Genomic DNA, 22,740 nt, shown 5'->3' on the forward strand with positions numbered 1-22,740 from the left:
CTTCCCTGCCCTTTCCATCATTTCAGCGGCAACTGGCCCTTCGCCCGGTCGTTCAGGTCGAAGGTGTCCTGGTCGAATTTGACCCGCATGTTCACGTAGACGCCGCGCGCCCGGTACTCGGCGCCGGCGAAATCCTTGTCGTCGAAACCCAGGCTGTTGTACCCGACGCTCACCCAGGTGTTGGTCGCCATCCGGTAGCCCACCGACAGGCCCAGGTGCTGCGAGACGCTGTGCGTCGACCAGGCGTGCAGCATGCCGGCGTGCACGCCGATGTCCCACTTCTCGGTCACGTCGTAGCGCGCTTCCGCCCCGATCAGGTCGGTGTAGCCGGACGCCGTCTGGTCCTGCAGCGTCTCGCGCACGAACTTGGCGCCGTACTGCAGCGCGACCTGGGTGCGCCGGTTCGGCTTCCAGTTGGCGTTCAGGTTGTTCACCAGCTTGCGCACCAGCAGGCGGGTGGCCAGGCTGGGGCTGGACTCCTGCGTGTATTCCAGCCGGTCGAGCCAGATCCAGTCGCTGTTGTCCGGCCGCCAGGCGTAGCTCACGCGCGCGGTGGCCTTGCTTCCGTCGTTGGCGCCGCCGCGCACGGTGCTGAGCGCCAGCCCGGCCGCGACCGCCTCGCCGCGGTCCAGGCGGCGTTGCACGCCCAGCAGCAGGTTGAGCTTGCTTTCGGTGTCGCTGCCGCGCCATTCGATGCGGGAGTTGCCGCTCCAGCGGTCATCACGGTAAGCCAGGCCGACGCTGACCGCCGTGCCGTCGCTCACCAGGTTGTAGCCGCTGGACGACGCGGTGGCCGACGGCTGGGTGGAATTGCTGCCCGAGGCGAGCGGCTGGTTCACGCCCAGTGGGTTGACCACGCCGCCGCGCAGCGTGCGGGTCTGGTCGAGCGCCGCATCGGCGGTCCAGCGCTCGTCGAGCTTGACCTTCTGCACCAGGCCCAGGCTGGCGTACAGCCGGCCGGCGTCCATGACCGTTTCGTTGCCCACGCCGCCCAGCAGTTCGGCGCCGCGCCACAGCTCGGTGCGCAGGCCCACGCGGCTCGTGTTGGCGCTCAGCTCGCGGCCGCGCGCGAACTCCTGCACCGCGGTCAGGGTGGTGCCGGGGGCCACGCGGTAGTCGGCGCCCAGGGCCAGCCGGTTCGGGTAGTTCACCGTGCCGCTGCTGCCGGCGTCGATGTCGGTGCTGGCACGCAGCACCAGCTTGCGCTCCAGCGCCTCGTAGGAGGCGCCGGCCGTGAGCTGGCGGGTCTCGCCCTCGACGCCCTTGGCGTCGGTCTCGGCGGCGGTGCGCGCGCCGGCCGACACGCGCAGCTGCTCGTCGACCTGCCATTGCGCCCGCCCTTCGACCAACTGGCGGCTGGCCCCGGTGGCGAGGTCTTCCTGGCGCAGCACCTGGCCCTGCAGTTCCAGCCGGTCGGTCAGGCGCAGCCGCGCCTGCGCGCCGGCGTCGCGCTGGCCCTGCGCCACCACCGCCTGCTGGCCGAGGCCGAACCCCGGCTCCTGCTGGCGCGCGTGGGCCCGCAGCGCCGTGATGCCGTTGTCGTGCACCACCTCGGCCAGGTAGGCATTGCCGCTCTGCGCGCCGGTGGCGGACTGGGCGGTGCTGGTGGCCAGCTCCAGCTTCATGCGGGTGGCGTCGTCGATCCGCACCGTGGCGTCGGCAGCGGTCAGGTTGCCTTCGCGGCCGACCGTGCCCTCGTGGATGCGGGTGATGCCGACCTCGGTGCGGCCGGTCACCTGCAGCGCGGCACGGCCGCCGTAGGTCCAGCCGGCCTCGCCGTCGACGGTCTCGTACTCGGCCACCAGGAATACCGGGTTGAAGTCGGTGTCGCGCGTGGCCAGCGGCGAGCGCAGCAGGATGGTGCCGGCGTCGACGTCGATCTGGTAGTCGAGGTAGGGGGTCAGGTCGCGGCTGGACAGCACGCGGGTGGGCTGGAAGCGGTCGCGCACCTCGATGCGCAGCTTCTCGGAATTGAGCAGCAGGCCGCGGGCGCGCAGGCGGTACAGGCCGGAGGTACCGTCGCCCTGGATCTCGTCCTTCAGGTAGGCCTGCGTAGTGCGGCTGGCGAAGGCGTTGTAGCCGACGCGCTCGCCCTTGAACTCGGACTTCAGGCCGTTGAGGGTGCGGCTGTAGCGGCCCAGTTCGGTGACCGTGAGGCCGGTGTCGAAATCGCCGAACAGGGCATAGAACTGCTTCTTCTCGATCTTCAGGTACAGCTTGCGCAGGCTGGCGCCGTCGGCATGGGCCTGGGTGGCGTCGCCGTACAGCGTGTAGTAGCGGTTGGGGTCGATCACCTGGCGCAGCGCGTTGCGGCTGGAGGGGCCCTGCTCCTTGGCACTGTCGTAGGCAGCCGTCAGCAGGTACTCGCCCTTGACCATGCCCTTGGCGTAGAAGGCCAGGCGGTCGCGGTCGAACAGCTGGGCGTCGGCGCCGGCGTCCTGCAGCGCCTCCATGTTGCCGGCCAGCCGCTTGTGGCCGGCCGTGCCTTCGGCGAAGCCCACCAGCACCCAGTCACGCGCGTCCGACTCCAGCCAGGCGCGCACCTCGCTCGTGCGGTTGTCGCCGAAATCGAACCTGAGCACCACCTCGCCCGACTGGCTGGTGGGCTGCAGCGCGATCAGGGCGACGCCGTCGTCGCCGATCTCGTAGCGCGGTCTGCCGCCGAGCGAACCCGACAAAGGGTCGCCCTGGATCGCGTCGGCCTGCTGCTTGGTGAGGTAGGGGGCGTTCAGCTGCAGCTCGCCGGTGGCGCCACGGCGCACCGGCTGGCCTTCGATGTCCAGCAGGCGCACGGCGATCACCGGCACCGAGCGGCCGTCGGCCACCAGCTTGGAGCGCTGCGGCTCCAGGTTCGCCTTGGCCGGGTTGACGCCGTAGTGGATGATGCGGCTCTCGCGGAACACCGGCTCGTGCTTGTCGTCGTACACGGTCAGCTCCAGCAGGTTGCTGCCGTTGCGCAGGTCGACGCCGCGCCAGTTGGCCAGCGCCACCTCGCCGTTCGGGCTGAGCAGCGCGCCCTCGAAGCGCAGCGGATCGACCGGCTTGCCGTTCACGCGCAGCTCCACGCCCTGGCCGCGGCCATGCTTGACGGCCACCTTGACCGCCGGCAGCGCCGGCACGAAGCCGGCCCTGGGATGCAGCCACTCGATGCCGGCCGGTGCGGCCGCCAGCCACTTGTCGTCGTACGGCAGCTGCTCGACCAGCTGCGGGCCGGCCGGCGCCGCGGCCGGCCGCGCGTCAGCCGCCGGCTGGGGCACGGGGGCGCTGCGCACGGCCGTCGGCGGCAGGCCGGGCAGCTCGGCGCACTGCTGCGCGGCGGCGGCGCCGGGTTCCAGGTGCAGCAGCGGCAGGCCGACGGCCGTGCCACCAGGCGGCTGCACGCGGGCCGACAGGCTCACCGGCCCGACGGGCGCCTGCGCCAGTTCCACGCTCAGGCGGTGCTCCCAGCGGCCGGGCTGCGCCGGCAGGCGCAGGGCGAGGAACTCGGGCTCGACCTGCACGCCCGGCGCCGGCTGGCCATCCAGCAGCACGGAGCCGGGCACCGGCTGCGTGCCGGCCGGCCACATCAGGGTGGCGCTGACCGCGTCGTTGGCCACCGGCGCGGCCAGGCGCAGCTCCAGCCGCTGGCCGTCGCGGCGCAGTTGCTGCTCCATGCAGCTGGGCACGGCCACCAGCCGGAAGTCGGCGCGCCACAGGGTGCCGCCGCGCAGGTTGACGAACTGCGAGAAGTCGCGCCCGCCGCTTCGGCTGTCCGGGTCGCAGCGGCGCAGCTGCCAGCCGGACGGCAGCGTGGCGGTGTCCAGCTGCACGACATGGGTGCCGGGACGCAGGTTGTCGATGTGCCACTGGCCCTCGGCATCGGTCACCACATAGGTGCCGTCCTGCAGCAGCACCCGCACGCCCGGCAGGCCGCGCAGCTGGGTCGGATCGCGCTCGCTGGCCTCGCACGAGGCGGCCAGCGTCACGCGCCCGACCAGGAAGGCGCGGCTGCGATTGAGCTCGTCGACCACGCTCACGACCGCCTTGGCGGTGTTGGAGGTCAGGGGCGCGACCGCCTGGGCGACGTTCTCGGCCGGTCCCACCTGCGCGCTCGGACCGATCGCCGCCACGTAGCGCAGCGTCACCGGGCTGCCGCTGGCGACGGTGCCGACGGCGAACACCAACGAACGGCCGTCGGCGCCGATCTGCGGGTCGGCCAGCGGCGCGTCGTTCAGGCGCGCCGAGCCGGCGCGATAACGGAAGCCCGGCGGCAGGCGGTCGGCCACCCGCACGCCGGCCAGCGGCGCCGCGCTGGTGGTGGACAGGGCGAGCGAGTACGGGACGAAATCGCCCACCGACCCGATGGCCTTGCCGGCCGTCTTGAGGATGTCGAGCTGGCCGACGGCGGGCGGATCGAGCGGGATGTCGGCCTCGAACGGGGGGCCGGGCAGCACGGTGAAGGAGGCGCCGCGCGACACATCGCCGAGAACGAACGGCGCGCCGGGCAGCGCCTGCAGCGTGGCGTCGACCACTTTGGACGGGTAGGTGTAGCCGGCGGCCGGCTCGACCTGGAAGCGGTAGCTGCCCGGCGCGACGACGCGCGGGAACTGGTAGCGGCCGGGCGCCAGCGCATAGACGGTGCCGCCGGAGTCGGTGACGGTGCTGCCAGTCAGCACGCTGGACGGATAGGTGCTGACGCCGTCGTTGCCGCGCACCTGGGCCGGCAGTCCGGTCGCGACGTCGATCAGGGTAACGCGCACGCCGTTGACCGGCTGGCCGGTGGCCGAGTCGAACACCAGGCCGAGCGGGTCGACCAGCGCCACCGACGTCACCACCGCGCTGCTGCCCGACTGGATGTAGGTGGCCGTCAGGCGCTGGTTCGCCGCCGCCTGCAGCGAGCAGTTGCCGGCCTGCACGGCGCCGGCGACCAGCGGGATGTAGCCGAGGAAGACGCCGGTCGACGGCCCGGTTTCGGTCAGCGTCAGCGTCTCGCGCTCGCCGCCGGCGCTGGTGACCGTGACGGAGACCGTGTCGGCGACGGCGCCGTCGGCGTTGGCCGAGGCGTCGGTGACCTCGATGAAGGCCACGTCGCGGCCGTTGTAGGCGCTGGCGCTGGCGAGCAGCTGGCTGCTGGGGATGGCCAGCGCGCCGGCGCCGGGCTGGGTGGGCGGCGCCAGCGTTGCCGGCGTCCCCGATGCCGGCGTACAGGCCGTGGGCTGCACCATCTGCCAGCTGGCCGCGCCCGCAGGCAGGGCGGCCAGCGCCGGCATCAGGCCGAGGAAGCGGATCGCGGCCGGCAGCGCCACCGAGGGCGTGGCCGTGGCCGTGACCACCGAGGTCGCGCCGGTCGACGTGACGGCGGTGCCGCCGACGGTGTAGACGACGCTCGCGGTGTTGGTGATGGTCGTGTTGGGGGGCGTGGCCGCACGCACGGCGGGCACGAGGACGGTGAACAGGAACAGGACGAGCAGGAACAACCAGGCCTGGGTGTGCGCGCGGGCGGCGCGCACACCCAGGCCCGCTGGGCCGGAGGCCAGCGGGCGCGGATGACGTGGGATGCACGTCATCGCGTGGTCACTTGATGAACACGTTGTAGATCAGCTGCAGCTTGTCGCCAGGCTTCAGCTCCCCCGCGGCGTAGCCGGGCTCGACTGGCAGGACGGAATTCCAGTTCACATTGATGTCCGGCGCGGTGTAGTTGCCGCTCGCTGTCAGGTACTGCGTGCCGGTCATGCCGCCAAATGACGCGCGCGCCGCGCCGGACCAGATCACCTTGAAACTCTTGCCGGTCGATGTGGCCGCCCCGGGGTTGACCGCTGCGCCCACTGCCGCGCAGGCCGGCGAGCCGGCCACGTTGGCACCAGTGATGAAGTCCGAATCGAAGGTGACATTGGCCGTTGCCAGCGTGTCCTTTAGGTTGGTCAGCGTGGCCGACCGAGAGGTGTTGGTATCGACTCTCTCAATCAGAACGGTGTACTGGATGTACGAACCCGGGATGCTCTTCGGCGCATAGGGCGGTGTTCCACTTTTGTCGCCGCCGACCGGATCGCAGATCGTCTCGGCCGTCTTGGTCACCCTGATCGCGGCCGTCGACACCTTGAAAGCACTGCGGGCGCTGTGCTTCGCGTCGCGCGGACCGTCTTCGCTGGTGCCGGAGCCGTCGGCGAATACGATGTCGACGACCGTCGGGCTATTGGTCGTCGATTCGATCAACGCCACGAGCGGCTTCCCCACTTCCCGCGCAGTGGCGACCAGCGTCACTGCGCCAATCTCGTCGTTGACCTGGCCCGGCGGAATGCTGCAGGCCACTTTCAGCGTCACCGACGTGCCCGCCGTCAGCCCGGCAATGCTGGTGATCTCCGTCGTTGGGGCAGCGTTGTCGTAGATCTTGCAGTTGGTCGGGTCGAAGGCGTCGGCGACCGTGGTGGCACTGGTGCCGTTGAACATGTAGCCCACCGGACCCGACAGGTTGCTGGTGGTGCTGAGCGCGAAGTCCTGCGTCTCGTTGCCTTCATTGGTCAGCACGAACGTCAGCGTCGAGGTGCTGCCGGGGATCGCGCTCACGCCAGGAGTCGTGTCGGTGGTGGTCACGTTCAGGTTGATCTTGTTGTCGACCTTGAAGGAGGTGAAGGTGCAGGTCTTGGTGCTGTTGCCGGAGGGCGAGGAGCAGATCTGGTCTTGCCCAATGCCGCCAACCGAGTAGTCCAGCTTGGCAGCGTTGTCGATCGGGGTGCCAGCGGGCGTGAGGGTGGATGCGGCCTGGGCCGTTCCGGCCAGGGCGCCCAGCGCCAGGAGCGCTGTCGCTCCCAGGCGGGCCAGTGAAGTTCGCACTGTCATGTCAGTTTCCTTGTGGGTTGTTCGAGGTGGAAGGAGAAATCGGAGACGAGAGGGCCTGCGGCCATCGCAGGTCGGGGCCGCGGCGGACCGCAGCTCCAGAAGCGCGCAGGGCCGGCGCGCGGCCAGCCCCCTTGCATGGGATGGAAGTGGCGATGAGGGTGGTCGGCGCGGGCCGTCATGGCGCCCGCGGTCAGTTGACGGTGACGCGGAAACTCACGACGCCCTGCTTGCCGGGGGCAAGCTCGCCGCGATAGACCCAGCGCACGTGGGTGAACTCGGACAGGCCGGCGGGACGCTCCTTGCCGTCGGCGCCGCGCACCTTGACCTTGTCGGCCGCCGCCCAGGTCTTGCCGCCGTCGGCGGAGAAGCTGATGTCGGTGTTCTCGCCGGTCGCACTGCCGCCCACCAGGGTGGTGTTGACCGGGACCGGGTTGACGACGGAGATGTTGCCGGCCGGCTTGCTGCCGGTGTTGCGGAAGGTCGAGGTGTAGATCACCTCGGCGCCCGGCGCGGCCTTCGCGGCCGGCTCGCGCCGCTTCTCGGTCTTGCCGTCGGCGGTCTTGACCTCCTTCTCGATCTCGGCGACGTTGCGCAGCTCGATGCTGCCGGGCTGGTTGCCTTGCGCGTGCGCCGGCGCGAGCCAGGCGGCGGCGAAGGCCAGGAGGACGGTTTGGAAGAGACGACGCTGCATGTCAGGGACTCCTTGTGAAATTCAGTTGACGGTGGCTTTGAACTCGATCGCGCGGCTGGCTGGCGCGGTGAGGGTGGGAAAGGTGGTCTGGACGGTGCCGGCGGCGTAGCCGCTGTCGTCGCCGTCGGCGGCGTCGGTGCGCGCGGCGCCGTCCACGGTGATGCTTCCGGGCACGTAGGTCAGGGTGGCCGGCAGCGGGTCGGCGACGGTGACGCCGGTGACGGTGCCGGCGCCGCTGGCGGTGAGCACCAGCCGGTAGGTGAGGACCGCGCCGCTGGTGACGTTGGCGCCGCCGGCCGGGTCGCGCACGGCCGCCACGCTCTTGGCGATGCCCACCGCGACCGACGAGACCAGGTAGGTGCCGGTGGCCGCGGCCTGGCCGCCGCCACGGCCGACGACGATGGGCACGTCGGCCACGCTGCCCACCTGGGTGCCGGGGGCGGCGCCGGCGCCGACGGCGGTGGAGATGGCGCTCAGCGTCGCCCTGCCGGCCGCCCCGGTGGGCTGGCCGGCGGGGATGGCGCTGGCCAGGAACACCACGCGGCTGGCGTCCGCCGCCAGGGTGATGTCGTTGCCGCCGGTGACGTACATCGTGTCGGCGGCGGCGCCGGACGACTGGAACCCGGCCTGGCCGCCGCTCTCCAGCCAGATCGCGGCCGGCGCCGCATCGGCCGGGTCGAACTGGTCGCCGGCGACGGCGTTGTTGCGGACCAGTCGGAAGGTGTCGGCGGCGTTGCCGGTGTTGGTGACGACGAAGGCCAGCGGGCGCAGCGTGTCGGGCGAAGCCGAGGGCACGGCCGTGCTGTCCTGCCAGGTCACGGTGACGGCAAGGACCCGCGCGACGATCACCGGCAGGGAACTGGCCGATGCCACGCTGGGCGTGCCGCCGATCGAGTAGTTGAGGACGGCGGTGTTGCGGATGGCCGAGCCGGCCGGGGTGCCGGCGGCCCATGCGGCGGACATGCCCGCCAGCAGGCCCACGACCAGCACCACCCACCGGACAATCACGCCCCGGCCCGCGTCCCTTCGACAACCCCTCACCGCTCGAGTCCCGCTTTGACGTTCCCCGTCGACGAGGAGCCCGGAACGACCGCTTGGCCGGGGCGCTTGTCTTTATGTAACGACGGGATTACAAGTTGTTACTGAGGTTAGCATAGGGTTCCGACTTAAGGATGAGTTAGCCCACGCCCTAGGTGGGGCATGACGGTTTGCCGCGCTGGCTGTTGTATTTGCGCGCCGAAAAGCAGCGCTGCGAGGCGCTTGCCCCGCGTGAGACGGCTGGATTCAGGCCGCCGGGTCGGCAAAAGGTGCAGGCCGAACGCTGTCCTTGGTCACCGCGACGGGGGCCGTTGGGTCGCGGGAGCAGTCGGCCGAGGAAGGGCCCCTCCCCTGAAACTTTGTAACAGGCGTCCGGCTTCCCTGGACGCAGCCGGCTCCGGTCTTGCAGAGGATGGGCGGTCGATCGCGTCAGCGGCTTCAGGGGTGCGCCGGCGCCGATGCTGGCTGCCAGACCGGAGCAGCCGACGGAGCCAATGGGCGCCCGCCGCGCAGCAAGCCCCGCAGGCAGGCCCCGTCCGACAGCCCCGGGGGCTTGCAACCGACACGGAAAGCCCTATCATTAGCACTCGCAGGAGATGAGTGCTAGCAGACCAGCCGGCGCCCTCCCGTCCAATTAGGAAGCGCTAACTTTTGTTGGCGCTTTTTGATGTCCAACCCCCAAGGAGATGCAATGAAACTTCGCCCTCTGCACGATCGCGTGATCGTCAAGCGCCTGGAACAAGAGACCAAGACCGCCTCCGGCATCGTCATCCCCGACAACGCCGCCGAGAAGCCCGACCAGGGTGAGGTGCTGGCCGTCGGCCCGGGCCGCAAGAGCGACAAGGGTGAACTGATCGCCTTGAACATCAAGGTGGGCGATCGCGTGCTGTTCGGCAAGTACAGCGGCCAGACCGTCAAGGTCGACGGCGACGAGCTGCTCGTCATGAAGGAAGACGATCTGTTCGCGGTCGTCGAGCGCTGAGCCCCAGCCTCCTGTCATCCCCTTCCATTCACTGAATTTCCGGAGTCATCCACATGGCAGCTAAAGACGTCATTTTCGGCGGCGACGCCCGCGCCCGCATGGTCGAAGGCGTGAACATCCTGGCCAACGCCGTCAAGGTCACCCTGGGCCCGAAGGGCCGCAACGTCGTGCTCGAGCGCTCGTTCGGCGCCCCCACCGTCACCAAGGACGGTGTCTCGGTCGCCAAGGAGATCGAGCTCAAGGACAAGCTCCAGAACATGGGCGCCCAGATGGTCAAGGAAGTCGCTTCCAAGACCAGCGACAACGCCGGTGACGGCACCACCACCGCCACCGTGCTGGCCCAGGCCATCGTGCGCGAAGGCATGAAGTACGTGGCCGCCGGCATGAACCCGATGGACCTCAAGCGCGGCATCGACAAGGCCGTGGTGCAGCTCACCGACCAGCTGAAGAAGGCCTCCAAGCCGACCACGACCTCCAAGGAGATCGCCCAGGTCGGTTCGATCTCGGCCAACAGCGACGAGTCGATCGGCAAGATCATCGCCGACGCGATGGACAAGGTCGGCAAGGAAGGCGTCATCACCGTCGAAGACGGCAAGAGCCTGAACAACGAGCTGGACGTCGTCGAAGGCATGCAGTTCGACCGCGGCTACCTCTCGCCCTACTTCATCAACAACCCGGAAAAGCAGTCGGCTCTCCTCGAGAACCCGTTCGTGCTGCTGTTCGACAAGAAGATCAGCAACATCCGTGACCTGCTGCCCACGCTGGAGCAGGTGGCCAAGGCCGGCCGTCCGCTGCTGATCATCGCGGAAGAAGTCGAAGGCGAGGCGCTGGCGACCCTGGTGGTCAACACCATCCGCGGCATCCTGAAGGTCGTGGCCGTCAAGGCGCCGGGCTTCGGCGACCGCCGCAAGGCCATGCTGGAAGACATCGCCATCCTGACGGGCGGCAAGGTCATCGCCGAGGAAGTGGGCCTGACGCTCGAGAAGGCGACGCTGGCCGACCTGGGCCAGGCCAAGCGCATCGAAGTGGGCAAGGAAAACACCACCATCATCGACGGCGCCGGCGCCGCTGGTGACATCGAAGCGCGCGTCAAGCAGATCCGCGTCCAGATCGAGGAAGCCACCAGCGACTACGACCGCGAGAAGCTGCAAGAGCGCGTGGCCAAGCTGGCCGGCGGCGTGGCCGTCATCAAGGTCGGTGCCGCCACCGAAGTCGAGATGAAGGAAAAGAAGGCCCGCGTCGAAGACGCCCTGCACGCCACCCGCGCTGCGGTGGAAGAAGGCATCGTGGCCGGTGGTGGCGTCGCGCTGCTGCGCGCCAAGCAGGCCGCCGGCGAGATCAAGGGCGACAACGCCGACCAGGACGCCGGCATCAAGCTGGTGCTCAAGGCCATCGAAGCGCCCCTGCGCGAGATCGTCTTCAACGCCGGTGGCGAGGCTTCCGTGGTGGTCAACTCCGTGCTGAACGGCAAGGGCAACTACGGCTTCAACGCCGCCAACGACACCTACGGCGACATGATCGAGATGGGCATCCTGGATCCCACCAAGGTCACCCGCACCGCGCTGCAGAACGCCGCGTCCGTCGCGTCGCTGATGCTGACGACCGAGGCGATGGTTGCCGAGGCCCCCAAAGATGAAGCCCCGGCGATGCCCGGCGGCGGCATGGGTGGCATGGGTGGCATGGGCGGCATGGACATGTAAGTCCGACGCTCCGCGGGCGCGACGCGCCTGCGGACGTTGCTGCGATGCAGACGAAAAAGCCGGGCACTGCCCGGCTTTTTTCTTGGCTGCGCCCGGGGGTCAGAGGCCCGGCGGGATCTCGAGCGGGTCGTTGCGCGGCAGCTCGGGACCGGTGCCGTACTCGTTGGCCGGACCGGTGGGTTGCACGAGCCAGTAGATCATCAGCGCCCAGCCGATCAGCGGGATGAACCAGACCAGCTGGAACCAGCCGCTCTTGCCGATGTCGTGCAGGCGGCGGGTGCCCACCGCGAGCGACGGCAACAGCACCGCCACCCCGACGAGCGCGTTGAGCACGTCGCTGAACATCGCCGCGACCACGGACACCAGGAAATAGAACAGCGCGAACCACCAGTACTCCGGCCGGCTCGCGCGCCCGTTGAACGCCGCGTACTTGCGCAGGCAGGTCTTGATCGACTCAACGAAATCCATGCAGTCCCTCCTCCGGGCACCAGCGCCCGGTCCGGATCATAGGACCGCCGCTCAGCCCCGCAAGCGCGCGACCAGCGCGGCCGTCGACGCATCCAGCCCGGCCACGTCGCCCGATGCCAGGCGCGGTGCGATGTCCCTGGCCAGCACCTTGCCGAGCTCCACGCCCCACTGGTCGAAGCTGTTGATGCCCCACAGCGCGCCGGCGAAGAAGACGCGGTGCTCGTAAAGCGCGATCAGCGCCCCCAGGCTGGCCGGATCGAGCCGCTCCAGCAGCAGCATGGTGCTCGGCCGGTTGCCGGGAAAGTGCTTGTGGCCGCCGGGGTCGGCCTTGCCGAGCATCAGCGCCTGGGCCTGGGCCAGCACGTTGGCCAGCAGCTGCGGCTGGTGGCCGGGCAGGTCATGGGCCGCCTCGCGCGCCGCGATGAACTCCACCGGCACCACGTCCGTGCCCTGGTGCAGCATCTGGAAGTAGGCGTGCTGGCCGTTGGTGCCGGGCTCGCCCCACACCACCGGCGCGGTGGCGAACGGCAGCACCCGGCCCTGGCGGTCGACCCGCTTGCCGTTGCTCTCCATCTCGAGCTGCTGCAGGTAGGCAGGCAAGCGCCGCAGGGCGCTGTGGTACGGCGCCACGCTGCGACTGGTGAAGCCATGGAAGTTGCGGTACCAGACATCCAGCAGGGCCAGCCGCAGCGGCAGGTTGCCCTCCAGCGGCGCGGCTCGCACGTGCTCGTCCATGGCGTGCGCGCCGGCCAGCAGCGCGCGGAAGCCGGCGCCGCCGATCGCGATGGCGACCGGCAGGCCGATGGCCGACCAGAGCGAATAGCGGCCGCCCACCCAGTCCCAGAAGCCGAAGGTGCGCTCGATGCCGAACTCGGCGGCGGCCTGCACGTTGGTGGTGAGGGCGGCGAAATGCCGCGCAACGTCGCTGCCGCCAGCCTGCGTGAACCACTGCCGCGCCGAGCGGGCATTGGTCATGGTCTCGATGGTGGTGAAGGTCTTGGAGGCGACCAGGAACAGCGTGCTCTCCGGCCGCAGTCCGCGCAGCACCGCGGCCAGTTCATGGCCGTCGACGTTGGAGACGAAGTGGAAGCGCTTGCCCGGCGTGACCAGGGTGTCGAGCGCCAGCACGGCCATCTGCGGCCCCAGGTCGGAGCCGCCGATGCCGATGTTGACCACGTCGGTGATCGCGGCGTCGGCGCGCACCTGGTCGGCGAACGCCAGCATCGCCCGCTGCGTGCCGTGCACTTGGGCGAGGTCGCCGGCCAGCGCCGGGTCGACGCGGGCGCCCTCGGGTGTGCGCAGCAGCCAGTGCATGACGGCGCGCTCCTCGGTCGCGTTGATCCGCTCGCCGCGGAACAGGGCATCGCGCTGCGCTTCCAGCGCGCACTCGCGCGCCAGTTGCAGCAGCAGCTGCTGCGCCTGTGCGTCGACCAGGTTCTTCGACAGGTCGGCGAACACGTGCGGCGCCTGCAGGCTGAAGGCTGCGACCCGCCCGGCGTCCAGCGCCTGGCGCAGGTCGAACTGCCGGCCGGCGCCCTGGTGGTGGCGTTGCAGCGCCGCCCAGGCGCCGGTCTCGTCGCAACGCGGGAACGCGGCTGCCATGCTCAGGCCGCCTTCATCAGCTTCTCGAGCTTGACGGCGTCGGCGGCAAAGGACCGGATGCCCTCGGCCAGCTTCTCGGTCGCCATCGCGTCTTCGTTCAGGGCGTAGCGGAAGCCCGCCTCGTCGAAGTTCACCGGCGGCAGGTCGAGCGCCCGGGCCTGCTGCGGGTCGAGCGCGCGCGCCAGTGGCGCCTCGGCCGTGGCCAGCTGCGCGAGCAGCTCGGGGCTGATGGTCAGCAGGTCGCAGCCGGCCAGCGCCTGGATCTGCCCGGTGTTGCGGAAGCTCGCCCCCATCACCTCGGTGGCGATGCCGAAGTGCTTGTAGTGCAGGTAGATCTGCCGCACCGACTGCACGCCGGGATCGTTCGGGCCGGCGCTCGCGGCCTCGTCCCAGGCGCTGCCGGCGGACTTCTTGTACCAGTCGTAGATGCGGCCGACGAAGGGCGAGATCAGCCGCACCTTGGCCTGGCCGCAGGCCACCGCCTGGCAAAACGAGAACAGCAGCGTCAGGTTGGTGTGGATGCCGCGCCGCTCCAGCCGCGCCGCCGCCTGGATGCCTTCCCAGGTGGACGCGACCTTGACCAGCACGCGCTCGACCGGCACGCCCTCGGCCTGGTAGAGCTCGATGATGCGCTCGGCGCGCGCCACCGTCGCCTCGGTGTCAAAGCTCAGTCGCGCATCGACCTCGGTGGACACCCGGCCCGGGATGATGGACAGGATCTCGCGGCCGAACTGCACCAGCAGCCGGTCCATGGCCTCGTCGAGCGGCCGGCTGCCGAAGCGGCTCATCGTGTCGCGCAGCAAGGGGGCGTACTCGGGCTTCTGCACCGCCTTGAGGATGAGCGAGGGGTTGGTGGTGGCATCCTGGGGCCGGTACTGCGCCAGTTGCCGGAAGTCACCCGTGTCCGCGACCACGGTGGTGAACTGCTTGAGGGCCTCGAGTTGGTTCATGGTGAGGGTCATTATGGGAGGAACACGGCGGCCGCGGCCGTCCAGCCGGAACCACGCTACATTGGGGTTTCCTTCTTCATCCCTCACCCATGAGCTTCGACCTCGTCCTCTTCGGCGGCACGGGCGACCTGGCGTGGCGCAAGCTGATGCCGGCGCTGTTCCAGGCGTTCCGCCACGGCACGCTGCCGGCCGACGGCCGCATCATCGGCGTGGCCCGCGATGACCTCAGCAACGAGCAGTACCGGGCCCTGATCCAGCAGCGCTTCGCGCAGGTCGACCTGGCCAAGCGGCCGAGCGACGAGGAATTCGGCCGCTTTGCCGAGCTGCTGCAGTTCCAGCGACTGGACCTGTCCAAGCCGCAGGACTATGGCCGCCTGAAGGACCGGCTGCAGCAGCGCAACGCCGACACGGTGGTGATGTACGTCGCGACCGCGCCCACGCTGTTCACGACGGTGTGCGAACAGCTGGCCGTCGCCGGCCTGAACACGCCCGCCACCCGCATCGTGCTGGAGAAGCCGCTCGGCCACGACGTCGCGTCCAACCGCCAGATCAACGAGACGGTGCTGCGCGGCTTCAGCGAGCAGCAGGTGTTCCGCATCGACCACTACCTGGGCAAGCCGTCGGTGCAGAACCTGTTCGCGCTGCGCTTCGGAAACTCGCTGTTCGAGCCCCTCTGGCGGCGCGAGCACATCTCCAACATCCAGGTCACGATCGCCGAGGACCTGGGCGTCGAAAAGCGCGGGGCCTTCTACGAAAGCACCGGCGCGCTGCGCGACATGGTGCAGAACCACGCCCTGCAGCTGGTGTGCGCGCTGGCCATGGAGCCGCCCATCAGCGCCGACGCCGACGCCCTGCGCGACGAGAAGCTCAAGGTGCTGCGCTCGCTGCGCCCGTGGACGACCGAGGCGATCGGGCAGTTCGCCGTGCGCGGCCAGTACGGGCCCGGCACGGTGGGCGGCGAACCGGTGCCCGGCTACCGCAGCGAGCCCGGCGTGGGCGCGGAGAGCACCACCGAGACCTTCGTCGCGCTGCGCGCGGTGATCGCCAACTGGCGCTGGGCCGGCGTGCCGTTCTACATCCGCACCGGCAAGCGGCTGGCGGCGCGCGACGCCCACATCGTGGTCAATTTCCGGCCGGCGCCGCACGCCATCTTCCGCACCCCGCTGGGCGAGGCCAACCGGCTGGTCATCACCCTGCAGCCGCGCGACGGCCTGCAGCTGCACCTGCTGGCGCAGGGCCAGGAGAACCGCCGCCAGGGCCAGTCGCTCACGCCGGTGCACCTGGACCTGGACTTCGACAAGCGCTTCGGCTCCGAGCGGGTCGGCGCCTACGAACGGCTGCTGCTCGACGTCATCGACGGCCGGCTCAACCTGTTCGTGCGCAGCGACGAGCAGGAGGCGGCCTGGCGCTGGGTCGAGCCGCTGCTGGACGCCTGGCAGGGCAACGACAACGGCCTGCGGCCCTACACGGCCGGCAGCTGGGGCCCCAGCGCCGCCTCGGCCATGATCGCGCGCGACGGCTTCTGCTGGAGCGAGGAATGCTAGGCCGCGGCCGGCCCGCGCCGCCGCGCTAGATCCGGCCCTCTTGCACCGCGTGGCAGGCCACGCGGATGCCACCGATCGACAGCAGCGCCGGCCGCTCGGCGCGGCAGCGCTCGTTGGCATGCGGGCAGCGCGGGTTGAAGGCGCAACCGGGCGGCGGGTTGAGCGGATTGGGCACCTCGCCCTGCACCGGCGTGCGGGCCCGGCCGGTGTCGTGCATCTTCGGGATCGCGTCCAGCAGCATGCGCGTGTACGGATGGCGCGGGTTGCCGAACAGCTGGTGCTTGCCCGCCACCTCGACCAGCCGCCCCAGGTACATGACGCCGACCCGGTCGCTGACGTGGCGCACCACCGCCAGGTTGTGCGAGATGAACAGGTACGTGAGGCCGTGCCGGCGCTGCAGGTCCTTCATGATGTTCAGGACCTGGGCCTGCACGCTGACGTCGAGCGCCGAGGTGGGCTCGTCGCAGACCAGGAAGTCCGGCTGCGTGGCCAGCGCGCGCGCGATGGAGATGCGCTGGCGCTGGCCGCCGGAGAACTGGTGCGGGTACTTGACCATGTCCAGCGGCGACAGCCCGACGCTCTGCAGCAGCTGGCCGACCCGCTCGTCCAGCTCGCCCTGCCCGGCCAGCAGGCCGTGCTCGCGCAGCGGCTCGGCCACGATGTCACGGACCTTCCAGCGCGGGTTGAGGCTGGCGTAGGGGTCCTGGAAGATCATCTGGATGCGCCGCCGCAAGTGCCGCCCCTGGCCGGTGCGGAAGGCCGCGTGCGCGTCCTGGCCGTCGAAGGTGAAGCCGCCGCGGGTGGGCTCGTACAGCCCGACCAGCAGCCGCGCCACCGTGCTCTTGCCGCAGCCGGACTCGCCCACCAGGGCCAGGGTCTGGCCGCGCTCGATCTCGAAGCTGACGCCGTCGACGGCGTGCAGCAGCTGGCGCGGCTTGCGTTCCAGCACCCGGTTGAGCCAGGGGGCGGAGACGTCGAAGGTCTTGGCCAGGTCGTGCGCCTGCACCAGCGCCGAGGAGGCCGCGGACGCGGCCGGCGGCGTGCTGCCGGTGGCCGGCGCCGGCGCGGGCTGCACGAGCGCCGTGCTCATGCAGCCACCCCCGCGTGGGCATCGTGCAGCCAGCAGGCGGCGCGCGTCGCGCCGGCCGCCAGCAGCTCGGGCCGCTCGCGCGTGCAGCGCTCGAAGGCGCGCGGGCAGCGCGGGTTGTAGGGACAGCCGGGCGGGATGGCGTTGAGCCGCGGCATGGCGCCATCGATCTGGTTCAGGCGCTCGCGCTCGCTGTCCATGTCGGGGATGGAGGCCATCAGCCCCATGGTGTAGGGATGGGCCGGCTGGTGGATGACCTCGTGCACCGGCCCGATCTCGGCGATGCGGCCGGCGTACATGACGGCGACGCGGTCGCAGGTCTCGGCGATGACACCCATGTCGTGCGTGATGAGCATCACCGCCGCCCCCCGGTCGCGGCAGATGCGCTTGAGCAGCTGGATGATCTGCGCCTGGATGGAGACGTCGAGCGCGGTGGTGGGCTCGTCGGCGACGATGAGTTTCGGCTCGGCCGCCAGCGCCAGGGCGATCACCACCCGCTGGCGCATGCCGCCGGAGAACTGGTGCGGGAAGTGGTCGATGCGCTCGGCCGCGGCCGGGATGCCGGTGTCGTCGAGCAGCCCGATGGCGCGCCGCCGCGCCTCGGCGCCGTCGACCGGCAGGTGGGCCTGGATGGTCTCGACCAGCTGGCGGCCGATGGTGTACAGCGGGTTCAGCGAGGTCAGCGGGTCCTGGAAGATGGCGCCGATCTTGCGGCCGCGGATGTGCCGCATCTGCTCGTGGCGCAGGTTGTCGATGCGCTGGCCGTCCAGCAGGATGCGGCCCGAGGCCACCCGCCCGGGCGGCTCGAGCAGGCCGATGATGGAGGCGCCGGTCAGGCTCTTGCCGGCCCCGGACTCGCCCACCACGCCCAGGATCTCGCCCGGTGCGATGGAAAACGAGATGTCGTCCAGCGCGCGCAGCGTGCCGCGGCGGCCGGGAAATTCGACGACGAGGTTCTGGACGTCCAGCAGCGACATCAGCGCAGCCTCGGGTTGAGCGCGTCGCGCAGCCAGTCACCCAGCAGGTTCACCGACAGCGCGATCAGGATGAGCATGAGGCCGGGGAAGATGGTGATCCACCACTCGCCGGAGAACAGGTAGTCGTTGCCGACGCGGATCAGCGTGCCCAGCGACGGCGAGGTGGGCGGCACCCCCACCCCCAGGAACGACAGCGTGGCCTCGGTGATGATGGCCGTGGCCACGTGGATGGTGGCCAGCACCAGCACCGGGCCGGTGACGTTGGGCAGCACGTGGCGCAGCATGATGTGGATCGGCGCCACGCCGGTGACGCGGGCGGCCTGCACGTATTCTTTGTTGCGCTCGACCATGGTGGAGCCGCGCACCGTCCGTGCGTACTGCACCCAGCCGGTCAGCGTGATGGCGATGATCAGCACGCCGAACGCCACGGAGGTGTGGGCGTTCGGGAACAGGGCGCGGCCGACGCCGGCGATCAGCAGCGCGACCAGGATGGCGGGAAAGCTGAGCATCACGTCGCACAGCCGCATCAGGACGCTGTCGATCCAGCCGCCCTTGAAGCCGGCCAGCAGCCCGAGCGCGACGCCGATGACGGTGGACAGCAGCACCGAGGCCAGGCCCACGATCAGCGAGATGCGGGCCCCGAACATCAGCACCGACAGGATGTCGCGGCCCTGGTCGTCGGTGCCCAGCAGGTACTTGGTGCTGCCCTCCGGGGCCCAGGCCGGCGGCAGGCGGGCGTCGGACAGCACCAGCGTGGTGAGGTCGAACGGGTTGTGCGGCGCCACGAAATCGGCGAAAACGGCGCAGAAGGCGCAGACGAAGGCGATCGCCGCCGCCACCATCGCCATGGGCGAGGTGCGGAAGCTGTAGCCGATGTCGCTGTCGAACCAGCGGGCGAGGGTCTGTCGCATGGGGGTGGGGCGCCACGCCGCGGTCCCTGCTCGGGGCCGCAGCGTGTCGCGTCAGCCGGTCACTTCTTGATGGAGATCCACTTGAAGGGCATGTAGTTGTCGGCCCGCTGGGTGAGGGTCACCTTGCGCGACGTGCCCCAGGCCAGCGCCTGCTGGTGCAGCGGCAGGTGGCCGATGTCGGCCGTGTGCAGCTCGAAGGCCTCCTTGATCATGGCCGAGCGCTTGGGCTGGTTGACCTCGGACTGGATGGTGCGGATCAGCTGGTCGACCTTGGGATTGCAGTAGGCGCCCAGGTTGAACTGGCCGGCGCCCTTGTCGTCCGGGCAGGCCATCAGCGCATTCAGGGCGTCATGCGCGTCGTAGGTGCTGGGCGTCCAGCCGAGCAGGTAGAAGCTGGTGTCGCGGCGCAGGATCTTGGGGAAGTAGGTGCCCTTGGTCTCGGCGGCCAGGTTGATCTTGACGCCGATGCGCGCCAGGTTGGCGGCGACGGTCTGGCAGATCCGCGCGTCGTTGACGTAGCGGTCGTTCGGGCAGTTCATCGTGACCTCGAAGCCGCTCGGGTAGCCGGCCTCGGCCAGCAGCTTCTTGGCGCCGTCGGCGTCGAAGGGCAGGCGCTTGTTCAGCTCGGGTACGAAACCGTTGACGCCCGGGCCGACCATGAGGGCGGTGGGCTTGGCGGCGCCGCGCATCACCGTCTTCTGGATGCCGTCGACGTCGATGGCCTGGTAGAAGGCCTGGCGCACGCGCTTGTCCTTGAACGGGTTCTTGCCCTTGACGCTGGAATACAGCAGTTCGTCGCGCTTCTGGTCCATGCCCAGGAAGATGGTGCGCAGCTCGGGGCCCTGCAGCACCTGCGCCGCCGGCGAGGCGTTGATGCGCTCGATGTCCTGCACCGGCACCGGCTCCATCACGTCGATCTCGCCGGACAGCAGCGCGGCCACGCGGGTGGCGTCGTTGCCGATCGGCGTGTAGATCACCTCCTGGGCATTGCCGTCGATGGTGCCCCAGTAGTTGCCGTTGCGCACGAAGGTCGTGCGCACGTTGGGCTGGCGCTCGCGCAGGCGGAACGGGCCGGTGCCGTTGGCGCGGAACGAGGCGGCGTTCTCGATGCCCTTGCGGCGGTCGACCGGGCGCGTGGCCTGGTTGGTCTCGCACCACTTCTTGCTCAGGATGTAGGTGGTGGTGAGCTGGTTGGGCAGGATGGGGAACGGCGCCTTGGTCTCGATGTCGACCGTGAGGTCGTTGACCTTGCGAACTTCCTTGATGTCGTTGACGTTGCTCTTGAGGTCGGAGCCTTCGCCGGCGACGCGCTGGAACGAGAAGATGACGTCGTCGGCCGTGAACGGCGTGCCGTCGTGGAACTGGACGCCCTTGCGCAGCTCGAAGCGCCACACGGTGGGCGAGGTCTGCTTCCAGGACGTGGCCAGCGCCGGCGCCAGGCTCAGGTCCTTGGCACGGCCGACCAGCGGCTCGTAGACGTTGCCGGTGACCGACAGCTGGAGCGACTCGTTGAGCGAGTGCGGGTCCATCGACAATGCGTCGCCCTGGTTGGCGACGCGCACGGTCTGCGCCGAGGCGCCCGTGGCCAGCGCCAGCAGCAGCGCGGTGGACAGCAGGGAGGTCTTCATCTTCATTGTCAGCTCCTTCGGAACGGGTGAGCGGCGGGATCAGGCCGGATGCATCGGCAGGGATTGTTCGACCAGCCCGGCATGCAGTGCCGAGCCCAGGGGCAGGATGTCGTCGTTGAAGTCGTAGCGCGCGTTGTGCAGCATGCAGCTGCCCTCGCCGCCCTGCCCGATGCGCAGGTAGGCGCCCGGCTTGACCTGCAGCATGAACGAGAAGTCCTCGGCGCCCATGCTGGGCTCGAGGTCGCGCACCACGTGGTCGGCGCCGACCAGCGATTCGGCCACGTGGGCGGCGAACAGGGCCTCGCGCGCGCTGTTGGTGGTGGCCGGGTACACGCGCTCGTACTTGACCGAGGCGGTGGCGCCGAACCCCAGCGCGATCGCGCTGCACAGCTCGGTGAGGCGGCGCTCGACCAGCTCCTGCACCTCGGAGGTGAAGGTGCGCACCGTGCCCACCAGCAGGGCCTTGCCGGGGATGACGCTCATCGCGTGCACGTCGCCGGCCTGCAAGGCGCACAGGCTGATGACCGCGCCGTCGACGGGGCGGACGTTGCGCGAGACGATGCTCTGCACGCCGGTGATGATGTGGCCGGCGACCAGCACCGGGTCGACCGCCAGGTAGGCGTGGGCGCCGTGGCCGCCCTTGCCGGTGATCTCGATCGTGATCTTGTCGGCGGCCGCCATCATCGGGCCGGGGTTCAGGCCGATGGTGCCGGGCCGCAGCCCGGGCCAGTTGTGCATGCCGTACACCGCCTCGACCGGGAAGCGGTCGAACAGGCCGTCCTCGATCATGGCGCGCGCGCCGGCGAAGCCTTCCTCGCCGGGCTGGAAGATCACGACAGCGGTGCCGTCGAAGTTGCGCGTCTCGGCCAGGTAGCGCGCCGCCCCCACCAGCATGGCGGTGTGGCCGTCGTGGCCGCAGCCGTGCATCATGCCGGCGCGGGTGGAGCGCCAGGCGAACTCGTTGCTCTCGGCCATGGTCAGCGCGTCCATGTCGGCGCGCAGGCCGACCATGCGGCCGCTGCCGTTGCGGCGGCCGTGGATGACGCCCACCAGCCCGGTCTTGCCGATGCCGGTGTGGACCTCGTCGACGCCGCAGACCTTCAGCGCCTCGCGCACCCGCGCCGCCGTGTACACCTCCTCGAATCCCAGCTCGGGGTGGGCATGCAGGTCGCGGCGGAACGCCGTGAGTTCGGGGTGGAACTGCGCGATGCGCGCGAATGCCCGGCCGTTGGCCCGGAAGCGCAGGTTGGGAACGGTGCCGAGCATCAGTGCCCCCGGCCGCCGCCCACGCGCAGGCGCGGATCGACGGCGAAATACAGCAGGTCGACCACCAGGTTGATGACGACGAAGATCAGCGCGATCAGGCACAGGTACGCCGCCATGACAGGGATGTCGGCGAAGGTGACGGCCTGGATGAACAGCAGCCCCATGCCGGGCCACTGGAACACCGTCTCGGTGATGATGGCGAAGGCGATCAGGCCGCCCAGCTGCAGGCCGGTGATGGTCATGACCGGCACCAGCGTGTTCTTCAGCGCGTGGCCGAAGTGGATGGCGCGGTCGGACAGGCCGCGGGCGCGCGCGAACTTCACGTAGTCGGTGCGCAGCACCTCCAGCATCTCGGCCCGCACCAGCCGCATGATGAGGGTGAGCTGGAAGATCGCCAGCGTGATGGCCGGCAGCGTGATGTGGTGCCAGCCCTTGGCCTTGAGCAGGCCCGTGGTCCACCAGCCCAGCTGCACGGTCTCGCCGCGGCCGAAGCTGGGGAACCAGCCCAGGTGCACGGCGAACACCAGGATCAGCAGGATGCCGATCAGGAAGGTGGGCAGCGACACCCCGAGCAGCGACAGCGTCATGAACACCTGGCTCATGACCGTGCCGCGCCGCAGCGCCGCGTACACCCCCATCGGGATGCCGATCGCCAGCGCGAGGAAGGCGGCCACGAACGCGAGCTCCAGGGTGGCCGGGAAGCGTTCGGCGATGAGGCGCGACACCTTGGCGCCCTGGCGCAGGCTGAGGCCGAACTCGCCCTGCACCGCGTTGACCAGGAAGTGCCAGAACTGCACGAAGAACGGCTGGTCGAGGCCGAGGTCGGAGCGCAGCTGGCGGATGTCCTCCGGCTTGGCATCCTGGCCGAGCAGGAACACCACCGGATCCCCGACGTACTGGAACAGCAGGAACGCGATGAAGGCCACGGCGACCATGACGACCACGGCCTGCAGCAGGCGGCGAAGAATGAAGGCGAACATCGGACCGGCGGAATGCGGGTGGCGATGCTAGCAGAGCAAGCAACGGGCCAGCCCCGGTAGAAACGCGCGTCTGCGTCCCCGGCGCGACCGCGCGAAGGGA

At 70.0% G+C, this 22,740-nt stretch carries 16 protein-coding genes; 3 read left to right on the forward strand and 13 right to left on the reverse strand.

The window, feature by feature from the left end; all coding sequences use genetic code 11:
* Positions 1 to 17 precede the first annotated feature (17 nt).
* From GON04_RS12750 to GON04_RS27185, 4 genes are all read right to left on the reverse strand, one after another.
* The gene (locus GON04_RS12750; RefSeq protein ID WP_157398216.1) at positions 18 to 5,546 is read right to left on the reverse strand and encodes a hypothetical protein; all 5,529 of its coding nucleotides are present in this window, start codon (positions 5,544 to 5,546) and stop codon (positions 18 to 20) included.
* A 7-nt stretch (positions 5,547 to 5,553) separates the two neighbouring features.
* Complete coding sequence (locus tag GON04_RS12755; protein WP_157398217.1) at positions 5,554 to 6,816, reverse strand: hypothetical protein; 1,263 nt, start codon at positions 6,814 to 6,816, stop codon at positions 5,554 to 5,556.
* A gap of 190 nt (positions 6,817 to 7,006) precedes the next feature.
* Positions 7,007 to 7,507, reverse strand: a complete 501-nt coding sequence (locus GON04_RS12760; protein ID WP_157398218.1) for a DUF11 domain-containing protein — start codon at positions 7,505 to 7,507, stop codon at positions 7,007 to 7,009.
* 21 nt (positions 7,508 to 7,528) lie between these two features.
* Positions 7,529 to 8,515, reverse strand: a complete 987-nt coding sequence (locus GON04_RS27185; RefSeq protein WP_157398219.1) for a DUF11 domain-containing protein — start codon at positions 8,513 to 8,515, stop codon at positions 7,529 to 7,531.
* Between the two features lie 721 nt (positions 8,516 to 9,236).
* Between GON04_RS27185 and groES the strand changes: the two genes are divergently transcribed.
* Both groES and groL read left to right on the forward strand, forming a co-directional pair.
* Positions 9,237 to 9,527, forward strand: coding sequence for a co-chaperone GroES (groES, locus tag GON04_RS12770; protein WP_157398220.1), 291 nt, complete (start codon positions 9,237 to 9,239; stop codon positions 9,525 to 9,527).
* Between the two features lie 53 nt (positions 9,528 to 9,580).
* Positions 9,581 to 11,227 (forward strand): chaperonin GroEL, encoded by a 1,647-nt coding sequence (groL, locus tag GON04_RS12775; RefSeq protein ID WP_157398221.1) that lies wholly within the window; start codon positions 9,581 to 9,583, stop codon positions 11,225 to 11,227.
* 99 nt (positions 11,228 to 11,326) lie between these two features.
* On the opposite strand, the gene GON04_RS12780 is transcribed toward groL, so the two are convergent.
* From GON04_RS12780 to tal, 3 genes are read right to left on the reverse strand one after another with little or no spacing between them, the layout of a single operon-like run.
* Positions 11,327 to 11,695: a DUF805 domain-containing protein gene (locus GON04_RS12780; protein WP_157398222.1), complete on the reverse strand. Its 369-nt coding sequence runs from the start codon at positions 11,693 to 11,695 to the stop codon at positions 11,327 to 11,329.
* 51 nt (positions 11,696 to 11,746) lie between these two features.
* Positions 11,747 to 13,297 (reverse strand): glucose-6-phosphate isomerase, encoded by a 1,551-nt coding sequence (gene pgi / locus GON04_RS12785; protein WP_157398223.1) that lies wholly within the window; start codon positions 13,295 to 13,297, stop codon positions 11,747 to 11,749.
* A 2-nt stretch (positions 13,298 to 13,299) separates the two neighbouring features.
* The gene (gene tal, locus GON04_RS12790) at positions 13,300 to 14,247 is read right to left on the reverse strand and encodes a transaldolase (RefSeq protein ID WP_157398224.1); all 948 of its coding nucleotides are present in this window, start codon (positions 14,245 to 14,247) and stop codon (positions 13,300 to 13,302) included.
* An 89-nt stretch (positions 14,248 to 14,336) separates the two neighbouring features.
* On the opposite strand from tal, the gene zwf reads away from it, so the two are divergent.
* Complete coding sequence (gene zwf, locus GON04_RS12795; protein WP_157398225.1) at positions 14,337 to 15,791, forward strand: glucose-6-phosphate dehydrogenase; 1,455 nt, start codon at positions 14,337 to 14,339, stop codon at positions 15,789 to 15,791.
* 25 nt (positions 15,792 to 15,816) lie between these two features.
* Here the strand turns inward: zwf and GON04_RS12800 are convergent, their stop codons facing one another.
* Genes GON04_RS12800 through GON04_RS12825 form a run of 6 tightly spaced genes read right to left on the reverse strand, consistent with a single transcriptional unit; the run spans position 15,817 to position 22,640 of the window.
* Positions 15,817 to 16,881 carry an ABC transporter ATP-binding protein gene (locus GON04_RS12800; RefSeq protein WP_157398226.1) on the reverse strand — a complete coding sequence of 355 codons (1,065 nt, stop codon included), beginning with the start codon at positions 16,879 to 16,881 and terminating at the stop codon, positions 15,817 to 15,819.
* Entirely contained in the window at positions 16,878 to 17,855 is a 978-nt protein-coding gene (locus tag GON04_RS12805) for an ABC transporter ATP-binding protein (protein ID WP_157398227.1), read from the reverse strand. The genes GON04_RS12800 and GON04_RS12805 overlap by 4 nt, the downstream gene beginning before the upstream one ends.
* Positions 17,855 to 18,766 (reverse strand): ABC transporter permease, encoded by a 912-nt coding sequence (locus tag GON04_RS12810; protein ID WP_157398228.1) that lies wholly within the window; start codon positions 18,764 to 18,766, stop codon positions 17,855 to 17,857. Before GON04_RS12810 ends, GON04_RS12805 begins: the two co-directional genes overlap by 1 nt.
* 59 nt (positions 18,767 to 18,825) lie before the next feature.
* The gene (locus tag GON04_RS12815) at positions 18,826 to 20,400 is read right to left on the reverse strand and encodes an ABC transporter substrate-binding protein (protein ID WP_157398229.1); all 1,575 of its coding nucleotides are present in this window, start codon (positions 20,398 to 20,400) and stop codon (positions 18,826 to 18,828) included.
* Positions 20,401 to 20,433: 33 nt separating this feature from the next.
* On the reverse strand, positions 20,434 to 21,660 hold the full coding sequence (locus GON04_RS12820; RefSeq protein WP_157398230.1) for a M20 aminoacylase family protein: 1,227 nt from the start codon (positions 21,658 to 21,660) through the stop codon (positions 20,434 to 20,436).
* On the reverse strand, positions 21,660 to 22,640 hold the full coding sequence (locus GON04_RS12825; protein ID WP_157398231.1) for an ABC transporter permease: 981 nt from the start codon (positions 22,638 to 22,640) through the stop codon (positions 21,660 to 21,662). Before GON04_RS12825 ends, GON04_RS12820 begins: the two co-directional genes overlap by 1 nt.
* Positions 22,641 to 22,740: the final 100 nt, after the last annotated feature.

Source organism: Ramlibacter pinisoli (genome assembly GCF_009758015.1).
GTDB lineage: Bacteria > Pseudomonadota > Gammaproteobacteria > Burkholderiales > Burkholderiaceae_C > Ramlibacter > Ramlibacter pinisoli.